Source organism: Xanthomonas albilineans (assembly GCF_002939705.1).
In the GTDB taxonomy this organism is placed as follows: domain Bacteria; phylum Pseudomonadota; class Gammaproteobacteria; order Xanthomonadales; family Xanthomonadaceae; genus Xanthomonas_A; species Xanthomonas_A albilineans.
The window spans coordinates 327,032-348,801 of sequence record NZ_MDCB01000003.1 but is presented as its reverse complement, the minus strand read 5'-3'; the positions used below and the strand labels follow the sequence as shown (position 1 = coordinate 348,801).

Genomic DNA, 21,770 nt, shown 5'->3' with positions numbered 1-21,770 from the left:
GTCTGAGTTTTGGCTGTAGTCGATGCTGCCGGGCGACGCGCCATGCAGGGTCTGTGGGCAGAATGGCACGCGCACGGCATTGAAGCCCAGGCTCTGCATCTGCGTGATCATGTCCTTCCAGTTACGCGTCCACAGACCATGCGCGATATGTTCCGGGGTCTCAAAACCGAACCAGTTCACGCCGCGCAGCTGCACGGCGTTGCCGCTGTCGTCCACGACCTGCCCGCTTTTGACGGCGTAGCTCCATGCCGAACTGCTGGCCAGCATTAACGCCGCTGCCAGCAGGCAGCGAGTAATGCGGGGCTTCATTGACCTAGTCATTGTCCTTCTCTCCAAAATAGATGGTCGGCCCGAAATGGGCCGACCTAAAGTTGTGTGTGGTAATTACCTCGTGGTAGGCAATTACCTATTGGAAATTACCTGCAAGGTAATAATTGAGAGTTTCAGAAAAAGAAGTCGTGAATTTCCGCACATCGGTTTTATTTGTCCACGGATTGAGTATCAATAACGTGACGACGATGCTTTTTTGTGGCGCCAGTCTGCAATCGGTTCGGAAAGTGCGAACTGTGCCGCTATTTGGAGGCGGCTGTTGATCGCATCGTCGCGCACTGGAAGTGCGGCAGTCTGATTGTTTGCTCACGTCGGGCCATAGGCGCGCGGCGACAGCCGCAGACGCTTGGTCTGGTCGGCGCGCTTAACTTGATCCAAGCTGCGTGTCAACGCCGATTTAAATCTGACCCACCCGGGGTCTTCTTCATCGCGCTGCTCGGCCGCTTCGGGCTACGTCCTGTGCGACTCCGTCCGAGTAGCGCACGCGTCGGTCAAGTGACCGCCGCTACCCTCCTTGCCGTCTGGCCTGCCTTGCGTTTGTCCTTCAATCGGTAGCTCTCTGCGGTGATCTGCACGATGTGGGCGTGGTGCAGGAGCCTGTCGAGCATCGCTGCGGTGAGCGTTTGATCGTCGGCGAATGCAATGTCAGCTGCAACCGGCGCCAGCGAGAGAATGCATGGCGCCTAATAAGGATCGGTACGGCTGTGCTTGCTTCGCTCTTCATCGTCGATGTCTGCAACGTGTGTTCAACGCGTTGCGATGGCCAAAAGCGCCAACGGCCGCGTTTTGCCACGCTGCCGTTGGCAGTCACCGTACAGTGCGCACGATGACGCTGTTATTGCGTGGGATCAGCGCACGGCACAGAAGCCGAACTCGGCCGTGGCACTAGGGGGCAGGGTCTTGTTCCAATCCACGCCCTTCACGTTTAGGTTGGTGTCGGGTTGGTTCCAATTGCCATTCCACAGATTGTTGACCTTGCCGCTGATCGGCATGGTCAGTTCCCAGTTGCCTGCGGTGTTACCGGTGTTGGTCACCTGCACGCGCTCGCAATAGCCGGCATGCCAATCGCTGTCGACGATGACATGAGTGCTGAAGTTGCCACTGCCACTGCCACTGCCATTGCCATTGCCATTGCCATTGCCATTGCCACCACCACCACCACCACCACCACCACCACCACCACCACCACCACCACCACCGTCGGTGCCCCACAGCTTATGCAACATCGCCACCTTGTCGGTGCGCACCGTGGTCCAGTCGTCGTTGAGGATGCCGCCGATGTTGTCACTATTCGGATTGAGCGCCCAGTAGAAGCCGCCGTGGATGTTCTTGCTGGTCAGATAATCGACTAGCGCGTTCTGCCAGGCCACGTCCTTTTCCTTCGTTTTGCCCTGGCCGTAATTGCCGCCGAACTCGCCCGGCACCAGCGCATAACCGGCTTGCACGAACTGGCCGAAGTGCTGCTCCCAAATGGCTTTCATGTTGTTCGGGAAGTTGGGGTCGTTGAAGTAGGATTGCATGTACCCGTCCGGGCCGTATATATGCGGGGTCAGCAGCAGGTGATCGGCCGGGATTTTGAGCGGGGTGCAGGCCAGCGGTTCCAGGTCTTCGCCCCAGAAGTGGGCGGCGGTGTTGCTGGAGCAACTCGGATTCGTGTAGATACCTTCGACAATGATCAGCCATCTCGGCGCGGCGTTCAGAACGACCGCGGAGGCGCGCTCTGCCGCCGAGTTCCAGTCGGTGGAGGTGTTGCCGGTGCCCCAGGTCGCTGAGCCGTGCGGCTCGTTCTTCAGGTCAAGACCGATCACGCCTGGAACATTGGCATAACGCTTGGCGACGAAGGTCAAATCGGCCAGCCATTGCTGTTCGCTGTAGGAGTCGGTGTACCACAGTTCGGTGATCGTATTGCAATCGGGCGAGTGCTGATCGAGCAGGATGTACATGCCGCGGCTGCTGAGTTCCTTGATGATCGTGTCCATCAACTGCAATGAATTCATCCCTTGCAGGTCTGGGTTAAGCCTGTAGTCGATGCTGCCGGGCGACACAGCCTGCAGGCTTTGCGGGCAGAATGGCAGGCGCACGGCATTGAAGCCCAGGCTTTGCATCTGCGTGATCATGTCCTTCCAGTTGCGCACCCACAGACCATGCGTGGTGTGTAGCGGGGTTTCGAAACCGAACCAGGCGACGCCGCGTAGTTGCACGGGCTTGCCGCTGTCGTCCATGACCTGGCCGCCCTTGATGGTGTAGCTCCATGCCGAACTGCTTGCCAGCATTAACGCCGCTGCCAACAGACAGCGGGTAATACGGGGTCTCATTGACCTACTCATCGTGCGTTTCTCCAATAATGGTCAGCACGAAATGGGCCGGCCTAAATTTGTATAGGGGGAGTTGATTACATGAAGGTGATGATCGAGAATGTCGGAAAGAGAAGTCGTGAGCTTCCGCACATCGGTTTTACTTGTCCAAGGATTACGCATCATTAATGTGACCGCGATGCGTTTTGTGGATCGCCAGCTTGCAATCGGTTGGAAAAATGCGAACTGTGCCGCTATTTGGAGGCGGCTGTTGATCGCATCGTCGCGTATTGGAAGTGCGGCAGTCTGATTGTTTGCTCACGTCGGGGCATAGGCGCGCGGCGACAGAGCAGCAGATGCTTGGTTGGCACGGGCAGCTTGATGCAAGCTGCGGCCCGAGGTTGCCACCCCGGGAGTCAGCGTCGTTGCTGGATCAGGTCGGATTGCCGAGGATCTTCTCGACCACGCTCCATCATTCCGGAGCCGGCTTCAGCATCGCTGTCGAGGCCGGATCATGTTGATGCCAAACAATTCACCGCGTTTGCGCGTTGATCCAGACGCGGGCCTTGTATTTTGACGAAGTCCATGAGCTGGAGGTATCGGCCTCAGCGGGTGCTGGCCTGCTGCAGCGACGGGGTGCGCCATCCAGAGCGCACACCCCAGAAATAGAACCCCAGCGCGACCACGCCGACCACGATCAGGTCCGGTCCGTAGGGCAGGTAGCCATGTCCACCGAAGGTGGTGCTGCCGGCCCACGACAGCACGGCAATGGTTGGCATGTAGAGGATCAGCCAACTGGCTCCGCGCAGGTGTCGTTGGAAGTCCTGCCAGCCCTGGCGATGTTGGTAATAGGCATACACCGGCAGGGCCACCAGCATCAGCAGGATGATTTTGCCGGTCAGCGGCCAGCGCGCCCAGTACAGCAGTTCGGTGGCCAGCACGAAGGCTACCGCGGCCAGCACCGGCAGACCGGCCAGGCGCAGCGGCCGGTGTATTTCCGGTGCGTGCAGTCGCAGTGCCATCGCGCTGATCGGGCCGGTGAGATAGGAGATGATGGTTGCCACCGAAATCACCGCCGCCAATGTGCCCCAGCCGCGGAAGAAGAACAGGAATAGGTAGGACACCGCCAGATTGAAGAACATCGCCGGGCGCGGTACGCCCCAGTGCGGATGCACTTGGCCGAGCACCTTGGGCATGGTGCCATTGCGTTCCATGCCGTAGATCATCCGCGCAGTGGTGGCGGTGTAGGTGATGCCGGTGCCGCTAGGGCTGATGAAGGCGTCGACGTACAGCAGCATGGCCAGCCAGTGTAGGTTGACGATGATCGCCAACTGCGCGAACGGCGAGCGGAAATCGATGCCGTGCCAGCCGGCCTTGGCCAGCAGATCGGGCGGCACCGCGCCGAGGTAGGCCACCTGCAGGAGCAGATAGATCACGGTTGCCAGCGCGATCGAGCCGAGCACGGCGAATGGGATGCTGCGCCCGGGATTGCGCGCCTCCCCGGCCAGGTTCACCGGGCTCTGGAAACCGTTGAAGCTGAACACGATGCCGGCGGTGGCCACCGCGGTCAGTACCGCAGCGAAGTCGATGCTGTGAGCGCCCCCGTGCAGTCCCACGTGCAAGTTTTCGCTGTGGAAGCCGCTGGCGATCAGTGCGATGCCGGTCAACGCTGGCACCACCAGCTTGAACACGGTGATGAGGCTGTTGGAGCGTGCGAACAGTTTCACGCTCCAGAAGTTGAGCAGGAAATACACCAGCACCAATACCGCGGCGATGATCAGGCCGGGGACCGACAACTCGCCGTGGCCGCCGGCTTGCTGCATATACAGGTTCTGCGCCCATTGCCATGGCCAGGACGCCATGTATTGCACCGAGGCCTCGGCTTCGACCGGGATCACTGACACGATCGCAATCCAGTTCGCCCAGCCGGCGATGAAGCCGACCAGCGAACCATGCGAGTAATGGCTATAGCGGACCATGCCGCCGGATTCGGGGAACATCGCCCCCAGCTCGGCGTAGGTCAGGGCGATGGTGGTGATGATCAAGGCGCCCAGCACCCAGGCCCAGATCGCGCCCGGGCCGGCCAGCCCGGCGGCGCGCCAGGCGCCGAACAGCCAGCCGGAGCCAATGATCGAGCCCAGGCCGGTCAACATTAGAGCGAATGGGCCGACATCGCGGCGCAGAGCGGTTTGGGTCATGGCGGGGTCCGGACGCAGCAGCAGGCCCGAGATGATCGCAGATACATGACGAGGTCGCACCAGTGATTGTGCGGGGAGCCCCGCTTTCGAATCCTATGGTCTTACGCAAGCTTTATGTCCACGTGCCCATCTGACCATAGCGCGCTTACGCCGCACGGGCCTAGAGTGCGGCACGTCGTTTCCGTTGGATGTATTTCATGTCGATTCTGCTGATACAGGGCCCGCACCGCGATGCGCCGGCCATCGCCGCGGCACAGCGGCTGGCCGCCTCGCACGCTGCGCATGTGGTGCCAGTGGCCTGTGCCGATGCAGCGCAGATCGTGGCCCGGTTGCAACAAGGGGCCCACGACGAGACCGAACTGGTGCTGCTGGATTCCGGTGAACTGCCAGCCGCAGACCTGGCCGATCACGCCCCGCAATTGCGCGCGGCACTCGATGCGCTGGGCCATCCTTACATCGAAGTGCACGACGCCAGTGCACAGGCGTTGGAGCCGTTATTGCAGCCGCACCACGCGCCGTTGCTGACGGTGATCGCCAATGGCGCGCTGGCCGATAGCTATGCGATTGCATTGGGCGTGGCCGAGCGTCGTCTCGGCGCGCGTGCGGCACTGGCAGGTTGAGGATGCGCCCATGGCGATTGTGTTGCTTCGAGGCCCGGAGAGCGTGGCCGGTCATCGTGGTCGCCCGGCGCGTATCGCTGCGCCGGTGATGACCCATTTACTGGACCATGCTGGCCGGGCCGGCAAGAGTCTGGCGGTGCGCAGTTGCGCCAGCGAGAGGGAACTGTTGCAGGCGCTGACCCAAGCCGATCGGAGCGGGGTGGAGGTGCTGTTGCTGGATCCGGGCGCGTGCTCGGATAGCGCCGCGACCGCTGCCGCTGTGGCGCAGTTGCAGCGGCCATACGTGGAAGTGCACGACGATACTTGCGACTGTCGCGAACCGTGTCTGCGGACGGCATCGCCGCAACGTCTGGGGCAGGTCGGTGGCGATTGCGCAAAGGGCTATGCGCTGGCGCTGTCGATCGCGCTCGAACATCTTGGCTATCATGGTGACGAAGGCGATGTCCACGTCGGTCCTTGAGTACACGCGTCACTACCTGGCCGACTACGACGCCTATAGTTACGGCCAACGCGTTGCCTGGGGGACATTGGCGCACAGCTGGTGCGACGACGCGCCGCTGGATCCGGACTTGTTGCTGCAGCGCATGCGCGATCAGGCTGCGCGGCGACATGGTGTGGACAGTGGCGATATCCGTATCCGCAGCGTCAGCCGTTTGTAACGGTTGCGGGCGTATTGCCCGTCAGCCCGGCGATGGCGATGGCGATGGCGATGGCGATGGTGTCACGATATAGTGGTGCGCTTGCGCAGCGATCATTGTCTGTGCATTCGTATGCTCAGTAATCCACGCCTACCGAGAACAACAAGGTGCGCGGATCGCCCAGGGCGACAGCGCGTTGCAGGCCGCCGGTAAAGTAATCGTGGTCGAACGCGTTCTTCAGGTTCAGCGCGTAGTGCCAGTGACGCTGGCGATAAGCCAAGCCGGCATCGAACACCATGTAGCCAGGAATGCGGTGGCCATAGGCGCTCTTCTCGCCCTCGGCGCGGGTGCCGCCGCTGATGCTCCAGCCATCGGCCGCGCCGTGTGCGGCGTACTGCAGCCACAGCGAGCCGCTGTGTCTTGGCACGTTGTTCAGACGCTGTCCGACGCTGCTGATGCGTTGTCCGCCGTCGTCGGTGACCACTGCATCGGTATAGGCGTAGCCGCCGAACAGGCTCAGTCCGCTGCCCAGGTCGGCGGCGGCATTGAGTTCCACGCCGCGGCTGCGTTGTTCGCCCACCGCGATGCTGTAGCCGTCGTGGAGCGGATCGTTCTGTAGCACGTTGCGTCGGCGCAAGTCGTATAACGCCACGCTCAGGCTGGTGCTGGCACCCACTTCCATCTTCGCGCCCAGTTCCATCTGGCGGCCGTGTTCGGGACCGAACGTGGCTCCCTGCACGTTGGTCCCGACGTTGGGATAAAACGAGGTGGCGACGCTGGCGTAGGGGTGCACTCCACCGCCGGTATCGAACATCAGCGCGGCCGAGCCGGTGGTCGCGTTGGTGTCGTTGCGGGTTTGGGCACCGGCGCCGCGGTCCTTGCTGCGGTTGTGACTGAGATCGTGGCGCAGGCCCAGCAGCAACTGCCAGTCGGGGGCGAACTGGATGCGGTCGCGCAGATACGCGCCGCCGGAGGCGACCACGTTGAGCGTGTCGCGGCTGGGTGTGGTCGGGCACACGATCGGTCTGCCGTAGACCGGCGCGTATACGTTCAACGTGCCGACCTGGCAGGTGGATTGCACGTTCCACTCCCAGGTTTTGAACGCGTCGGCGCCGGCGGTCAGCGTGTGCTGCCAGGAACCGGTGAGGAAATCGCCCTGGAGATAGGTGTCCTGCACCCAGGCGCGTCCGTCGAATGCTTGTTGCATGCCGGTACGGCGCAGGGTGCGCAGGTCGGGCGCCAGGCCGTTGCTGGCGATCAGCAGGCCATCCAGGCCGAATGCCTGCCAGCGTGCGGCATGGTGCAGGCTCCAGCCGTTGTCGAAACGATGGTCGAGTACGTAACCCAAGCGGCTCTGGTGGCTATGGTAGGGCGTCTGCCCGGGTTCGCCGGTGAACAGGGTACGGTCGATCCTGCCGTTGCGATTGGGGTCGACGCTGCCTTCCCAGGGCAGCCCCTGCTGGCGGATGTAGTCGCGCTCCTGGTAGCTGGTCAGCAAGACGAAATCGGTGCGTTCGCCCAAGTCCAGCGCCAGTGCCGGTGCGATCCAGCGGCTGCGGAAATACACGTGTTCGGTGGGGTCGTCGCTGTTCATCGCCAGTGCGGTGAGCCGTAGCGCGGCCTTGCTGTTGGCCGACAGCGGCTGGTTGAGATCCAGGCTTCCCTGGCGCAGGCCATCGCTGCCGAGGCCCAGATCGACCCGGCGCATGGGTTCGGTGCCGGGGCGCTTACTGATCAGGTTGACCAACCCGCCCGGCAGTACTTGTCCGTAGAGCAGCGACGCCGGGCCTTTGAGCACTTCCACTTGCTGCATGCCGAACAGTTGCTCGGCGACGCGATTGCTGCCGGCGGTGCGCAGGCCGTCGACAAACAGTGCGTCCGAAGCGGTCTGGCCGCGGATGATCAGGTCGTCCCAACCGCGCCGGCCGTAAGTGTTGGCGACCACGCCGGAGACGTTGTGCAGGGCGTCGGCCAGGGTCAGCGATTGCTGGCTGTCCAGCAGCGCGCGCGGCACCACGGTGATCGAGAGCGGGGTCTGCGCCAGCGGCGCGTCCGACTTGTCGGTCTGCACCGGGGCCGCGCTGTGGAAATCGTTCTGGGTGTCGGCGTGGATTTCGATGGTCGGCAGGGCGGTCGCCTGGGGGACGGCATCGGCGACATCGGTTGCGTGGACAGACGTACAGATCGCCATGCCCAGCAAGCAGGCGAACGAAAGAGGGTGCATGGTCATTGAGGGGGTCGGGGGAGTCCTAATCGAGAATGATTATATTTCGCGAAAGGCCGATTGGGAATGCCCTGACGCCATGCGGGCATGGCCGACAGGCGATGCGTGGTCGGTCATGTCGACATCGCCCTGGCCAGGCGCCTGACCGGGGGAGTTCGGTTTGCTATCGAGACGCCTTGCGTGCGGCTACGGCGTCTGCGGTGACCGTCGCGATGGCCGGTCGTACGTCATCATCCAGCGCGATGGCCTACGCAGCGTGTCAAGCTGCGTAGGCCGGTTGTTGACTGCTGCACTAGGTCTTGCGACCAGGTTAGCTGGCGACGCGGAACACGCCGCTGTGGCCGCCGGGCGGCGTGCCTTCGAACTGGATCAACGAGGCGACCAATTCGGCATGCAAGCGGATACGGCCCATCTCGCGCATGATGCGGATGTCCTCATGGCGTAATTCGCGACGGGCCACCACCTCGCGCTTGTAGTCCAGGATTTCCGGATACTTGCGCGCCATGTTCAGTGCATCGGCGACGCACTCTACGGTGTCGGCGTCGGCGGAGAGCCGCTCGCGGCTATTGAACGCGGTGAGCCAGCGCTCGAAACCGGCCGTGCGGTCGAACATGTTGGCGATGAACCAGATCACGAACAGGATCGCGACCCACGAGGAGAAGACGATGACGATGCGCGAGAAGGTCAAGTGATAGTCGTGCTGCCACAACTGCGCGGTGATCACGCCGAGGAGGATCAGCGAGATCGCCTGCCAGCCGATGATCGATGCCACCAGCCACTGTTGCTTGGCCTTGGCCAGCAGCGCGACTTCCTCTTTTAGCTGTGCCTCGCTCTTGTGCTGCCAGTGCGCGACTTGTTCGGGAAACGAGCGCTGGTGCAGCGCATTGTCTTCGAGCAGCAAACCCAACCCTTTGAACAAAGCGATCATGACAGGCTCCTTGGTAGATGCGGTGACGGAGGCGGAATGTCGTTTTCGATCTTCAAGCACCTTCTTTCTAGCACAGTGGCCGGCAAACGCATGCTGCGACCGCACATGGGCGCGGCGCCTGGTCGCTGGTGAGACGCGTCATCACAGAGCGTCGATCCCTATTGAGACAGATCGCCGCATTGCGACGGTTAACTTGCTGCTTCGCCCACCCGACCCTTAGATCCGGTGCAGGTCCGCAGCGCATTCTCGGGCACGACGACGAGGGGTGGTCGTGCCGCTGAGGTCTTGAGTGCCGGTGTAGCGCTGTTGTCGCCGTATCGGTATCGGGCCACGGGGATTGGCACATCGGTCGCCGTGATCGGACAGGTCGTGATGCCTTTTTTACATGGCTGAACAAAGCCGTATTGCGCACAGTCAAGATACGTAATTTCAGGCCGTTGTATGCCATACCAATTCAGCGTCCAATCTTAATGCCGCACACTCTGATCGCTGACAGGAAGCAAGACATTCGCTTTGGGCACAGCCTGCGGCGTATCGTGCGTGCGCCATTGCGTGCGATCGTGGTCTGGGGGGCGTTACTGGCCGTGCTATTGGCATGCGCAATGGTGCTGGTATTGGCGCAGGATCACCATAACCGGCTGGCTACGGCGCAGCGGCAGAGCCTCGCCTTGGCGACCAGCGCCGACGGTCTGTTGCAGCTGGAATTGGCCAATCTCAGTCGGTCGCTGCGCGGCCAGGGTGTGAGCGCACAGACATTTCTGGCCGATGCTCCGACGCGTGCACCGGGCTTGATCGAGGCTTCGCTGCGCGGATTGCTGACACGGCATCCGGAGTTGCGCGCGGTGGCGGTGCTCGATGCTCAGGGACAGCGACGTTTCGGAGGCGCTGGCGATCGGCAACTTCCTACGTGGACCACGGGCGCGCACTGCGGCGGCAGCCGGGTGTGCGTCGGGCCGACGCAACGGTTGGCCGACAGCGAGGTCGTGCTGCCCATCGCGGTATCGTCGGCAGGCGGAAACTGGATTGTGGCGCAACTGCGTGTCGCTGCGCTGCAACACATCGTGCGCGATGTCGACATCGGACCCGATGGGGTGGTCGCATTGATCGACGCACAGGGCATGCCGCTGGTCACGAACCGTCCACGCGCCGACATGCAGGAACGGCTGCGACCGTTACTGCATGGGCGACTGACGCCGCGCGCCGCGCTGGGGGTGCGCGAGGAGGTGTTCGACGCCGAACCCAGGATGCTGGCGATCAGTGGAGGGCAGGCATATCCATTACGGGTGGTGGCTGGGTTGGGAGTGCGCGAGGCGCTGGTGCGTTGGCGTTGGTTCGTCGCTGCGGCCGCATCGGCCTATTTACTCTACTTGCTCGGTTTCGCTTACCTGCTGGGGAGCCTGCGTCGCGCTGAACGTCGTCAGCGGCACTTACTGCAGCGGCTGAGTCGTGGCGACGAAGAGCTGCGCCTGGCATGCGACATGGGCGGCATCGGCACCTGGCGCATCGATACGGAACGCCGTCTAATGTCGCTGTCCGAACCCACGGGAGCCATGTTCGGCCTGCAGCGGATGCAGCTGAGCGTGGATGAATTTCTCGCACAGGTACACGACGAAGATCGCATGCGGGTGGCGCAACTGTATGAAGATGCGGTGCATGGCCGTGGCGAATACAACGCCGTGTATCGCATCCACATGCCCGATGGCCGGGTGCGCTGGTTGGCCGCGCGAGGCGCGCTGGTGCAAACGCAAGACGGTCTGCGCATGACCGGTGCGGTACAGGACGTCACCGAGCGGCTCGCGGTGCAGGCACGCCTGCTCGATGCCGAGCGTCAGTTTCGTTTGATGTTCGATCGCAATCCGCTGCCATATTGTGTATTTGCAGTGGACAGTCTGCGCTTCCTGGAAGTGAATCGGGCCGCCGTCGGCCACTATGGCTACAGTCGCGATGAATTTTTGGGAATGAGCCTGCTCGATTTGCATCCGCGCGAGGATGCAGTGCGGTTGCTGTGCGATGTGCGGACGTCGCGGGTGGGCTTTAGCGCACCGGACGTATGGACGCATCGGCGCAAGGACGGCAGTTTGTTGTCGGTGTGCGTCCACAGTGCCGATCTGGAGTTCGCCGGCATGCCTGCGCGGCTGATTCTGGCAGAAGAGGTCACGCAGCGCCTGGAACATGAGCGCGAACTGGCGTTCCGCGCCAGTCACGATGTCGCTACCGGGCTGTTCAATCCGCACGCATTGGCCGAAGCCTTGCGTGCGCATAAGTGCCACGCCTATGCGATCGCCTACGTGCAGTTGCGCGGGTTGGCGCTGATCGGAGATACCCTGGGTCGGGCGACCGGCGACGCGGTACGCGGCGCGGTGGCCGAACGTCTGCGCGGCCTGGGGGAGCGCTTTGGCCTGGCCGCGCACCAGCCCGCAGAGTATTTCGTGCTGGCGGTACTGGAGCCGCAGGCGCTGGAGCAGGCGTTGCAGGCGCTGTTGGAGGCAATGTCGGCACCGGTGCAGGGCGGCGATTTTAGCTTGCAACTGCAGGCTCATATCGGCGTGGCATTGTGCCCGGAGGATGCCGTCGATGCCGAAGAAGCCATCGGTTGCGCCGCGCAGGCCGCACATGCGGCGCAGGCCGATGGGTGTGGCCTGGTGCGCTTCGACCGGTCCATGTCCGTGCGCATCGGCGAACGTCTGCGCTTGGCAGGACGTTTGCACGAAGCGATCGAGCGTGAGGAATTCGTGCTGTACTTCCAGCCGATCATGGATGCCGACAGCGGCGCGCCGCGTGTGCTTGAAGCCCTGATCCGCTGGCCGCAGGCCGATGGCAGCTTCATTCCGCCGGACCAGTTCATCCAGGTGTGCGAGGACACCGGCTTGATCCTGCCGCTGGGGCGCTGGGTGATGCGGACGGCGGCGCAGGCGCGCCGCGAGCTGGCGCGGCATGGCTGGTCGGATTTGCCAGTGGCGGTGAATGTGTCGGCACTGCAATTTTTCGATGGCGATCTGGTGGCGGACTTGGTACAGGCGTGCGCCGATGCCGAGTTGGGCATAGACGGCTTGCATCTGGAGTTGACCGAGAGCAGCCTGATGCGTCAGCCGCAGCAGGCGCGCGAAGTGTTGCAGCGGTTGCGCGCGCTGGGCGTGCGAGTGGCGTTGGATGATGTCGGTACCGGATTTTCCAGCATGGCCTATCTGCGCGATTTGCCCCTGGATACGCTGAAGATCGACCGCAGCTTTATCGACGGCGTGGATGGCGATGCGCGCAATGCGTCCATTTGCGATGCGTTGCTGACTCTAGGCAGCAGCCTGGGGCTTGAAGTGGTTGCCGAAGGTGTAGAAACCCAAGCGCAACTGCAGTGGCTGCGCGCACACGGGTGCGGCAGCGTGCAGGGTTACCTGCTCGGTCGTCCAGCACCGCTGGAGCAGGTGCTGCAAATGCTCGGTGCGGTTGCCGCATGAGGTTGATGCGGTGGTGGTCGGGGAGCGACAGCAATTCCGCCGGTCTATTAGCGGCGTGGCGGCTTGCAGAGTAGATCCACGGTGGTCGAAGCCCCGGGCATGCCGAGATAGCGTGGTAAATAGGACGATTGCCGTGCGCGCATGTGTCGATCTTGTTCGCCGCTCAGCTGAGGACCGTCCCCGTCACGCGATTGCGTCCGTTGCGCTTGGACGTGTATAGCGCCTGGTCGGCGGCCACGACCAGCGTTTGCCATTCGGCCTGCGCTTGGATGGAAATGCAGTAGCCGATGCTCACGGTACACGTCAGCGTGTCGCCAGATGGTTCGGGAACCGGCTGTGATTCGATGGTGCGCCGCAGGCGCTCGGCCAATGCGTGCACAGCCGCTTCGTCGCCATGGGGAACCAGGATCATGAATTCCTCGCCGCCGACCCGAGCCAACAGGTCTGGGCGATGGATCTGCTGTGACATTAAATTGGCGATCGTCACCAGGGCGATGTCGCCTACGGCATGGCCGTGGCGATCGTTGATGGCTTTGAAATTGTCGATGTCGACCATCAGTACCGCCACGGGCTCACTTTTGCGTCGGGCTTCCTGAGCGCTGGATTCGCCGTGTTGCCACATGACGCGCCGATTGGCGACCCCGGTGAGAGCATCTTGCGAGGCATGACGAATCAATTCGTCGTTCATCTTATGGGTCAGCATCCACAGAAAGCCGGGCGTGATGATGGAGGTCAGCACCATGCGCGAGAGCAGTCCGAAGGTGGAGGTAGGATCGTAGTCAATATCCGCATCGGGATGGGTCGACCACCAGCCGATGCGCGACAACAGCATCAGTGCCCAGAGAAAATGGAAGATGGCGGTGAAACGTGCTGCCATGCATGAGATCTTTCTGCCGTGGTGCCAGAGCATGATCCCGGTGGCGATAGTCAGCAGGCCGCGCAGGCTGCAGCCGAAGATCACCATGATGAAATAGTCTTTGTCCGATTTTTGCAGTAAGTAAACCTCGGCGACGCCGATTGCCGCGACGGGAAGCAGCACCCACCATTGCAGTAGCGGCCGGCGTAAGTAGGCGCTGACCGCGAACAGGGCCAGTATGGTGGCCATGTCTAGGGTGAGGTTGCCCACTATGTTCACATGCGGGAAGTCGATGCCGAACGCCGGCAGCATAATCACTCCGAAGCCGGCGGCGTATGCGGCATAACTCAAGCTGAGTATGAGTAGCCCCCTGACTCGTTGTACCTTGCGACCGGTCATGTACAGGGCAAGGAACATCAGGGACGAGACCGCCGCTAGCAACGCGTTGACAATAAACAACGTGTCATTGCTGACTAAATGCGTAATCCATTCCACAGGTGTCCCAGTCCGCGGCTGCGAGAAGATTCAGAATGAGGTCGATTATAGGGCAGTTTAGAGGCCCCAAAGGCTTGACTTGCCTGGTGTTTAGGGGGGTGGCTGGTCCCTCGGCATCACCTGTTCGTCACTGTCGCTGTGGCAGGGCATATCTGTCTCGACAGCCGTGGCTGTGCGCTCAGCGCCTGCGGCGAGGCCCGTACCAGAAGTCGAGTCCATCGCGTGAACGCAGCATGCCGCGGCCGTTGCGTAGCAGTTGCAGCAGTAATGCCATGTGTTCGCTCTTGCTGAAGCTGCGCAGTTTGCGATCGGAGCTGTACACCTGTTCGCGCAGGATTACGAAGCGTCCCTGCCGTGCCAATGTGCGGCTCAATGCCACGTCCTCGCCAGCGTAATAGCGCTCGTCGAAGCCCCCGGCGGCGAAGAACGCGCGACGCGTGCAGAACAGGAAGCAGCCGGGTGCGATGCCTGTGCAACGGAACAGCCAACCGAATGCGGCTAGCCCCATGCGCTCGTGCCAGGCGATGTCGCCGAGCATGCGTACCCGGGCGCCGCCGCCGACCGCACCGCTGTGCAGGGCACGCAACGCGGCCGCCAGCAGTGGCGTATTGACCTGGGTATCGGCGTCGACGAACACCAGGTGGTGGCCGTGGCTGGCTGCGGCGCCGGCATTGCGTGTTGCAGCGATATGCCGTAACTGCACCTCCAGCACCTGCGCGCCGTGCCGGCGGGCGATCTGTGCGGTGTCGTCGGAGCAGGCATCGGCGACGACCAGCGTCTCGTACTCCAGCCGCAACGCCTGCGCGGCGATGTGGAGCGAGGCGAGGGTGTCGCCGATCAAGGCGGCTTCGTCGTGGGCGGGGACGATGAACGAAATCACGTCGGTATGATGCGATTCGGCGACGCTTCAGCCCTGCAGCGTGGCCATCATGGCCGTCGGGTAGCGGGTGCCGGCGGCGGCGTCGGCCGGGAAGATCGTCTCGATCTGAGCCAGTTCTTCGGCGTCGAGTGTCACCTGCAGCGCTCCCAAGTTTTCCTCCAGGTAGGCCAGGCGCTTGGTCCCCGGGATCGGCACCAAATCCTCGCCTTGCGCCAGTACCCAGGCCAGCGCCAACTGGCCTGGGGACACGCCCTTGGCTATGGCCAGGGAGCGTACCTGTTCCACCAGTTGCAGGTTGCGGGCGAAGTTTTCGCCTTGAAAGCGTGGCGAATGACGGCGGTAATCGTCGGCCTCGAAATCTTCCGGCGTGCGAATCGCGCCGGTCAGGAAGCCACGGCCCAGCGGCGAGTAGGGCACGAAGCCGATGCCCAGTTCGCGCACGGTGTCGAACACGCCATCGTGTTCTGGATCGCGCGACCACAGCGAGTATTCGCTTTGGACGGCGGTGATCGGGTGCACTGCATGGGCGCGGCGGATGGTCGCGGCGGCGGCTTCGGACAGGCCCAGGAAGCGCACCTTGCCTTGTTCTACCAACCGCGCCATGGCGCCCACGGTGTCCTCGATCGGCACGTTCGGATCCACCCGGTGCTGGTAGTACAGGTCGATGTGGTCCACGCCCAGGCGGCGCAGGCTGGCTTCGCAGGCGGATTGTACGTACTGCGGACGGCCCTCGATGCTGCGCGTGGCGGGATTGGCCGGATCCAGCTTGATACCGAACTTGGTCGCCACGACGGCCTGCTCGCGGCGTCCGGTCAGCGCCTTGCCGACCAGCACTTCGTTGGTGTGTGGGCCGTACATGTCGGCGGTGTCGATCAGGCTGACGCCGCGTTCGAGCGCGGCATGGATCACTGCGATCGCGGCATTGTCGTCGCTGCGACCACCGTAAAAAGCACTCATGCCCATACAGCCGAGGCCGAGGGCGGAAACGCGAGGGCCGTTGCGGCCAAGGGCACGGGTTTGCATGCGGACGTACTCCTTTAGAGCAGGGGCGTGGTGTTGTGCTTGGATAATGCGCGAACGGCGGGTGGCGAGGTTGCGCATGCACTGGGCTTACCCGAGCATGGTCAATACGCAGGCCGCCGTGCCGCTGCAGCCGGCATGCCGCCGCGACGTGACCGTGCCGCGGCGGCGTGATGCGCGATCGGCCTTGTGGCTCAGTGCTTGAGCTTGGCCGCAAACTCCGCTACCCGCTTGCCCAGCAGGCGGGCGGTTTCCAGATCGCCGCGGCGTGGCGCCTCGTCCGGCGACGCGTCGGCTGGCGAGATCGCCAGTGCACCGCCGGAGCCGGCGGTCCAGTTCACATCGTCGGGACCGTGCGCCTTGGTGTTGGATGGCATTACGCCGGTACCGACCCAGAGTTGGCCGTGTTGCTGCGACAGCGTCCAGAAATAGGCGATGGTGGAGAACTTATCGCCGTTGACCGAGGCCGAGTTGGTGAAGCCGGCGGCGATCTTGTTCTTCCATGCCTGCGCGTACCAGGGTTTGGAGCTGGCGTCGGCGAATTTCTTGAACTGCCAGGCAGGGCCGCCCATGTAGGTTGGGCTGCCGTAGACGATGGCGTCGGCCTGGCCGATCGCCTCCCAGGCGCCATCGGGCAGGTTGCCGTCCTGGTCGATCCGATACAGCGTCGCCTCGCCGACGCTGGCGGCGCCGGCGTGCACGGCCTCGGCTTGTTTGATCGTGTGGCCGTAGCCGCTGAAATAGACGATTGCGATCTTGCTCATGGGGGGCTCCTGAGAGTGAAGGCGATATGCGCGCGCATTGTGCGCAACCGCAGTGGCCGCCATCATTGCTATCGGCGGAATATTGTGTTCGACCGGGGCGTGCGGTTCATGCACCTTGTGCGATGCGCATGTCGCGCTCGATGCCGACGTCGATCAGATAGTCGATGAAACTGCGTACTTTCGGTGCCAAATGGCTGCGGTTGGCGTAGACAGCGTACACCCCGGTTGGTCCGAGCTGGTGGTCTGGCAGCACCCGCACCAGACGTCCATCTTCCAGTGCGGCTTCGGCCATGAAGTCCGGTTGCGCCACGATGCCCATGCCTGCGATGGCCGCTTCGCGGAGTACGTCGCCGTTGTTGGCGCGTAGGCTCCCGTGTACCCGCACCTGGGTATCGCCGTCCGGGCCGTGCAGAATCAGGGTATCCAGCGGCATGTAACTGTAGTTGAGGAACGCGTGGTCGGCGATCTCGGTGGGCATGCGCGGTGTACCGGCACGCGCCAGATAGGATGGCGCTGCGCACAGGTACACCTGCGCTTCGCCGAGCTTGCGCGCGATCAGTGTCGGCGCCACGTGGCGGGTGATGCGAATTGCCAGATCGAAGCCCTCTTCGACGATGTCCACCACCCGGTCCGACAGCGACAGGTCCAATGCGACCTGCGGATAGCGCGCGCTGTAGCCGGCCAGACGCGGCCCCAGCCGGGCGATGCTGAAGCTGAAGGGGGCGTTGATCCGTAACGTGCCGGATGGGGTCAGCGCCTGCTCGCCGACCGCCGCTTCCATATCGTCGAACTCGGCCAGCAGCAGTTGGCAGCGCTGGTAGTACGCGGCGCCGACGCTGCTCGGGCTGACCCGCCGAGTGGTGCGGTTGAGCAGGCGCGATCCCAGCCGCTGCTCCAGCCATGCGATCTGGCGAGTGACGCTGGCGGTGGAGATGCCTAGCGCGTCGGCGGCGGCATTGAAGCTGTTGCGATCGACCACGGCGACGAACACCCGCATCGACTCGAGCGTATCCATTGTTACTGTTCCTGAGATAGATCGTTAGCCTGAGGGTAATTTATTTCCGCATAAGCCAGGGAATACTCTGCGTTCCTGCATGGGCGCACCGATGCTGCACTCCTGCGTTGCGCGTGTGGTGTCCCATCGCTTGGAAGCCTGTCCATGGTCCGTTTGCCTTCGCTGTACATTTCGCATGGTTCGCCGATGACCGCCTTGCAGCCCGGCCTGGTCGGGATCCGGCTGGCGGAACTGGCCGCGACCCTGCCGCGACCACGCGCGATCGTGGTTGCCTCGGCGCACTGGATGGAGAGGCAGCCGATGGTCGGCGCCGCGGCGCGGCCGCGGACCATCCACGATTTCGGCGGTTTTCCCGACGCACTGTATGCGATGCGGTATCCGGCGCCGGGCGCGCCGGCACTGGCGCAGACCGTCGCCAGGTTACTCGAACGCGCGGGTCTGCATCCTGGCATGGACGAGAGCCGTGGCTTGGATCACGGCGTGTGGGTGCCGCTGTCGCTGCTGTATCCGCAGGCCGACATCCCGGTGGTGTCGCTGTCGATCCAGCCGCAGTTGGGCCCGGCCCATCATCTGGCCCTGGGGCGCGCGCTGGCGCCGTTGCGTGCCGATGGCGTGCTGGTGATCGGCTCGGGCAGCATCACCCACAACCTGCACGACCTCGGTCGTTACGCCGAGGGAAAAGAGGCGCACTACGTGCGTCCGTTCATCGAATGGACCGAGCAGGCGTTGCGCCGCGACGACCTGGCGGCGCTGCTGGACTACCGCCGTCAGGCACCATTCGCCGAGCGCGCGCATCCCACCGACGAACATTGGTTGCCGATCTATGTGGCGATGGGGGCGGCCGGCACCGTCGGTCTGGGCGCGCAGCGCATCGATGCCGGCATCGATGTCGGGTTGTTGGCGATGGACATCTATCGCTTCGACGGCGCCTCGGCCTGAACGCGTCTCCAGCAACGTGCGTCGTGTGCGTGCCACCTCAGCCGGACTGGTCAAGCTGACGATGGAGTTCTACACGCGGTAGGACATCAAGGATTTGTTCTTCTCCAACAGTGGCATCATCCGCAACAGCGCTTATGCCCTGGAACAGATGTTGGAGGTGGTGAGGCAGTTGCGCCAGACGCATCGCTTCGCTTCCCGGTGCCGTGTTGGCATGGTTGGCTGCCGTCGACCGTCAGCGCGTGTCGAGGGCGGTGTGCGTGCTTATTGTGGTTTCGTCGAGGACTTGAACGCTGGTGCGGCCGGCGCAAACGCCATGCGTCGCGGTTGCACCGGAGCACCGCTGATCGCGACCGCGCGTCGTCGCACCATACCTCACAGGCGCTGCAGCACGTAGCTATTCTCGAACCCATGCACGCAGCCCAGCACGTGGAAGCCGTTGAAGTAGCCGGTCGCGCGCAGCAGGTCCACGGCGGGGCCGACTTCCGGCGAATATTCGTGGTCGCCGTAGTCGTCGAACACCACGAACCCACCGGTCACCACGCTAGGGCCATACAGCAGAAAATCCAGCAACACATTGCGTCCGGTGTGCCCACCGTCGATATGCAGCAACGCCACCTGCGGCGTCATGTTGTAGAAGTGTTGTGCGCAAAACTCCGAGTAGCCACGGATAAACAGTGCGTTGGGTAGCAGCAGCTGACGATAGTGGTTGAATTCCTCGAACTGGTTAGGCAGCGCGAACGGATCCAGGCCGATGATCCGGCGCTGGCGATTGCAGACCTCGTTCATCAGCGCCAGCGACTTACCTTTCCACACGCCGATTTCCACCAGATCGCCGGGTACGCCCTCCAGCAGCAGGCACAGGTAGGCCAGCAGTTGCACGTGGTCATGGAACGACAGTTCGCGTCGCTGCATCGCCTGTTCGGCCGGGAGGCTGGCCTGGGCGTGCTCGAAATTCTCGCCGATCAATTTCCAGATCTGCGTAATGCTGCCCTTTGCCGCCTGGGCGTCGATGAAACCATTGAGTTCTTGGATGGTCAGCATGTGGTTTCCGGTGGAGAGGCATTCGGCGCGCGGAGTTGGGCGTAGCAGCCCCATACTAGACGAAGCGTAAAAGACAGTGCATGCGCGGCGCGATTGGCTGCATGCGGGCAAGTGTGCATGTGCATTGCCGAGTTGCGCGACCACCGTCGCCGATACGGTGTCGTGTCCGCGCCGTGCGTGCGCAGGCCTCCGGTGCCACGACCAACCCGAATTCAGCACGCCACCTGACTCCACGCCGCCCCGCCACTGGACAGCGCGCCTGCGGTGCGCTTTGCTTGCATGCTCACTCATGTATGGACAGTGCTGTTGGCGCAGTGCTGATGTCTGGACGAGCATGCATTCGATCGAAGTAGTCTTGGCGATGCTGCTGGCGGTGGTGGCCAGCGGCTATCTGGTGCGTGTGTTGCCGTTTTCTTTGCCGTTGCCGCTGGTGCAGATCGGCTTGGGCGCGATCATCGCCGGCGTGTTCAAGAAGGGCTACGCGCTCGAGCCGGAACTGTTCTTCCTGTTGTTCCTGCCGCCGCTGCTGTTCCTGGACGGCTGGCGCATTCCCAAGCAGGGTCTGTTCCGCGACAAGGGGGCGATCCTGGAACTGGCGCTGGGGTTGGTCGTCTTCACCGTGGTCGGTGTGGGTTGCCTGATCCACTGGATGATCCCGACCATGCCGCTGGCAGTGGCTTTCGCGCTGGCTGCGGTGGTGGCGCCGACCGATCCGACGGCGGTGTCCTCGATCGCCTCGCGCGCGCCGATCCCCAGGCGGCTGATGCACATCCTGGAAGGCGAATCGCTGCTCAACGATGCCTCCGGCTTGGTTTGCTTCCAGTTCGCGGTGGCCGCGGCGACCACCGGCACGTTCTCGCTCGCCGCTGCTTCGCTGATGTTCCTGTGGGTGGCCTTGGTCGGCGTGGCGGCTGGTGTTGTGGTGGTCCTGGGCACTAGCTTGGCGCAGCGCTGGATCTGGCGGCAGGTTGGCGAGGAGCCGGGCGCGGCGATCCTGGTCAACTTGCTGCTGCCATTCGCCGCGTACTTGTTGGCAGAGTCGATCAACGCCTCCGGCATTCTCGCCGCGGTCGCCGCCGGCATCAGCATGAGTTACGTGGAATTGAGCGGCCGTGCCCCGGGTAGCATGCGTGTGCAGCGCTCTGCGGTGTGGGACATGGTCCAGTTCACCCTCAAGGGCATCATGTTTGTGCTGCTCGGCGAGCAGTTGCCGGGCATCGTGCAGGGGGCCATGCACAACATCGACGAAGCCGGGCACCTGAATCCATGGTGGTTGCTCGGCTATGCGCTGGCGATCTACATCGGCCTGTTGCTGTTGCGCTTCTTGTGGGTATGGTTGTCGCTGCGCTGGAATTTGCTCAAGGCGCGGCGTCGTGGCGAGCATCGGCGCAGTCCGCCGTGGCGTGTGGTGGTGGCGACATCTCTGGCTGGGGTGCGCGGTGCGATTACCCTGGCCGGCGTGCTGACGTTGCCGTTGGCCTTGCCCAGTGGTGCCGCGTTCCCGACGCGCGATTTGGCGATCTTCCTGGCCAGCACGGTGATCGTCACCTCGTTGTTGGTCGCCAGCTTGGCGTTGCCGCGGCTACTACGCGGCCTGGAATTGCCTGAAGAATCCAGCGACCGTCTGGAGGAGGATCTGGCCCGGCGCGAATCCTCGCGTGCGGCGTTGGCGGCGGTGGAAAAACTGCGTCAGCGGCTGGTGCAGGACAGCGAACATGCCGATCTCTACAACGAAGCGGCCAATCGGGTCAGCATGCTGTATCAGCGCCATCTCGACCATGGCGATGCGATGGAGAGCGATCCGGAAGAAGCGCGACGCCTGGACAACGTGCTGCGTCAGTTGCGCAATGCCGGCCTGCAGGCCGAACGTCAGGAATTGTTCAAGCTCACACGTCAACGCAAGATTTCCGACGAAATCGCGCGACGCTTGATCCGCAACCTGGATCTGCTGGAAGCCCGGCGCAAGAGTTGAACGGCCGGGGTATGCGGAAGCGGTAAACCGCACGAACGGATTGGTGGCGAACGTGGCCTGGATATCGGTTGCACGCCAACGCGGTTCGCCGGCCAGGCCGGTGG

Annotated in this window: 17 protein-coding genes and 1 pseudogene; 6 read left to right on the top strand and 12 right to left on the bottom strand. The window is 63.1% G+C overall.

The window, feature by feature from the left end:
* From XalbCFBP2523_RS04610 to XalbCFBP2523_RS04595, 4 genes and pseudogenes are all read right to left on the bottom strand, one after another.
* Nucleotides 1-321: cellulase family glycosylhydrolase (locus tag XalbCFBP2523_RS04610; protein WP_158250772.1), on the bottom strand; the 321-nt coding region annotated here is incomplete at its 3' end.
* Between the two features lie 500 nt (nt 322-821).
* Nucleotides 822-971, bottom strand: a pseudogene (locus tag XalbCFBP2523_RS04605) (ATP-binding protein); the annotation flags it as partial.
* A gap of 207 nt (nt 972-1,178) precedes the next feature.
* A complete protein-coding gene (locus tag XalbCFBP2523_RS04600; protein ID WP_230599166.1) occupies nt 1,179-2,645 on the bottom strand; it encodes a glycoside hydrolase family 5 protein in 1,467 nt (488 codons plus the stop codon).
* Nucleotides 2,646-3,229: 584 nt separating this feature from the next.
* On the bottom strand, nt 3,230-4,822 hold the full coding sequence (locus XalbCFBP2523_RS04595) for an APC family permease (protein ID WP_045766421.1): 1,593 nt from the start codon (nt 4,820-4,822) through the stop codon (nt 3,230-3,232).
* A gap of 197 nt (nt 4,823-5,019) precedes the next feature.
* Here XalbCFBP2523_RS04595 and XalbCFBP2523_RS04590 point away from each other — a divergent pair, with 197 nt between their 5' ends.
* From XalbCFBP2523_RS04590 to XalbCFBP2523_RS04580, 3 genes are read left to right on the top strand one after another with little or no spacing between them, the layout of a single operon-like run.
* Nucleotides 5,020-5,442: a hypothetical protein gene (locus XalbCFBP2523_RS04590; protein ID WP_012917435.1), complete on the top strand. Its 423-nt coding sequence runs from the start codon at nt 5,020-5,022 to the stop codon at nt 5,440-5,442.
* Between the two features lie 10 nt (nt 5,443-5,452).
* Nucleotides 5,453-5,902 (top strand): type II 3-dehydroquinate dehydratase, encoded by a 450-nt coding sequence (locus XalbCFBP2523_RS04585; RefSeq protein ID WP_045766840.1) that lies wholly within the window; start codon nt 5,453-5,455, stop codon nt 5,900-5,902.
* The gene (locus XalbCFBP2523_RS04580; RefSeq protein ID WP_045766420.1) at nt 5,883-6,101 is read left to right on the top strand and encodes a hypothetical protein; all 219 of its coding nucleotides are present in this window, start codon (nt 5,883-5,885) and stop codon (nt 6,099-6,101) included. The genes XalbCFBP2523_RS04585 and XalbCFBP2523_RS04580 overlap by 20 nt, the downstream gene beginning before the upstream one ends.
* Before the next feature lie 115 nt (nt 6,102-6,216).
* Here the strand turns inward: XalbCFBP2523_RS04580 and XalbCFBP2523_RS04575 are convergent, their stop codons facing one another.
* The gene (locus XalbCFBP2523_RS04575) at nt 6,217-8,310 is read right to left on the bottom strand and encodes a TonB-dependent receptor (RefSeq protein ID WP_045766419.1); all 2,094 of its coding nucleotides are present in this window, start codon (nt 8,308-8,310) and stop codon (nt 6,217-6,219) included.
* A 304-nt stretch (nt 8,311-8,614) separates the two neighbouring features.
* Entirely contained in the window at nt 8,615-9,232 is a 618-nt protein-coding gene (locus XalbCFBP2523_RS04570) for a hypothetical protein (RefSeq protein ID WP_045766418.1), read from the bottom strand.
* 470 nt (nt 9,233-9,702) lie between these two features.
* Here XalbCFBP2523_RS04570 and XalbCFBP2523_RS04565 point away from each other — a divergent pair, with 470 nt between their 5' ends.
* The gene (locus tag XalbCFBP2523_RS04565; protein WP_080928158.1) at nt 9,703-12,684 is read left to right on the top strand and encodes a bifunctional diguanylate cyclase/phosphodiesterase; all 2,982 of its coding nucleotides are present in this window, start codon (nt 9,703-9,705) and stop codon (nt 12,682-12,684) included.
* A 163-nt stretch (nt 12,685-12,847) separates the two neighbouring features.
* Here the strand turns inward: XalbCFBP2523_RS04565 and XalbCFBP2523_RS04560 are convergent, their stop codons facing one another.
* From XalbCFBP2523_RS04560 to XalbCFBP2523_RS04540, 5 genes are all read right to left on the bottom strand, one after another.
* Nucleotides 12,848-13,999 carry a GGDEF domain-containing protein gene (locus XalbCFBP2523_RS04560; protein WP_230595980.1) on the bottom strand — a complete coding sequence of 384 codons (1,152 nt, stop codon included), beginning with the start codon at nt 13,997-13,999 and terminating at the stop codon, nt 12,848-12,850.
* Between the two features lie 214 nt (nt 14,000-14,213).
* Nucleotides 14,214-14,915 (bottom strand): glycosyltransferase, encoded by a 702-nt coding sequence (locus tag XalbCFBP2523_RS04555; protein ID WP_045766415.1) that lies wholly within the window; start codon nt 14,913-14,915, stop codon nt 14,214-14,216.
* Between the two features lie 27 nt (nt 14,916-14,942).
* Nucleotides 14,943-15,938 carry an aldo/keto reductase gene (locus tag XalbCFBP2523_RS04550; RefSeq protein ID WP_045766839.1) on the bottom strand — a complete coding sequence of 332 codons (996 nt, stop codon included), beginning with the start codon at nt 15,936-15,938 and terminating at the stop codon, nt 14,943-14,945.
* Between the two features lie 191 nt (nt 15,939-16,129).
* The gene (locus tag XalbCFBP2523_RS04545) at nt 16,130-16,699 is read right to left on the bottom strand and encodes a flavodoxin family protein (RefSeq protein WP_045761087.1); all 570 of its coding nucleotides are present in this window, start codon (nt 16,697-16,699) and stop codon (nt 16,130-16,132) included.
* A gap of 106 nt (nt 16,700-16,805) precedes the next feature.
* Complete coding sequence (locus tag XalbCFBP2523_RS04540) at nt 16,806-17,714, bottom strand: LysR family transcriptional regulator (RefSeq protein ID WP_045766414.1); 909 nt, start codon at nt 17,712-17,714, stop codon at nt 16,806-16,808.
* A gap of 144 nt (nt 17,715-17,858) precedes the next feature.
* Here XalbCFBP2523_RS04540 and XalbCFBP2523_RS04535 point away from each other — a divergent pair, with 144 nt between their 5' ends.
* Nucleotides 17,859-18,653: a DODA-type extradiol aromatic ring-opening family dioxygenase gene (locus XalbCFBP2523_RS04535; RefSeq protein WP_045766413.1), complete on the top strand. Its 795-nt coding sequence runs from the start codon at nt 17,859-17,861 to the stop codon at nt 18,651-18,653.
* A 372-nt stretch (nt 18,654-19,025) separates the two neighbouring features.
* Here the strand turns inward: XalbCFBP2523_RS04535 and XalbCFBP2523_RS04530 are convergent, their stop codons facing one another.
* Complete coding sequence (locus XalbCFBP2523_RS04530) at nt 19,026-19,694, bottom strand: class I SAM-dependent methyltransferase (RefSeq protein ID WP_045761084.1); 669 nt, start codon at nt 19,692-19,694, stop codon at nt 19,026-19,028.
* Between the two features lie 334 nt (nt 19,695-20,028).
* Between XalbCFBP2523_RS04530 and XalbCFBP2523_RS04525 the strand changes: the two genes are divergently transcribed.
* Nucleotides 20,029-21,666: a Na+/H+ antiporter gene (locus tag XalbCFBP2523_RS04525; protein ID WP_012917422.1), complete on the top strand. Its 1,638-nt coding sequence runs from the start codon at nt 20,029-20,031 to the stop codon at nt 21,664-21,666.
* Nucleotides 21,667-21,770 lie beyond the last annotated feature (104 nt).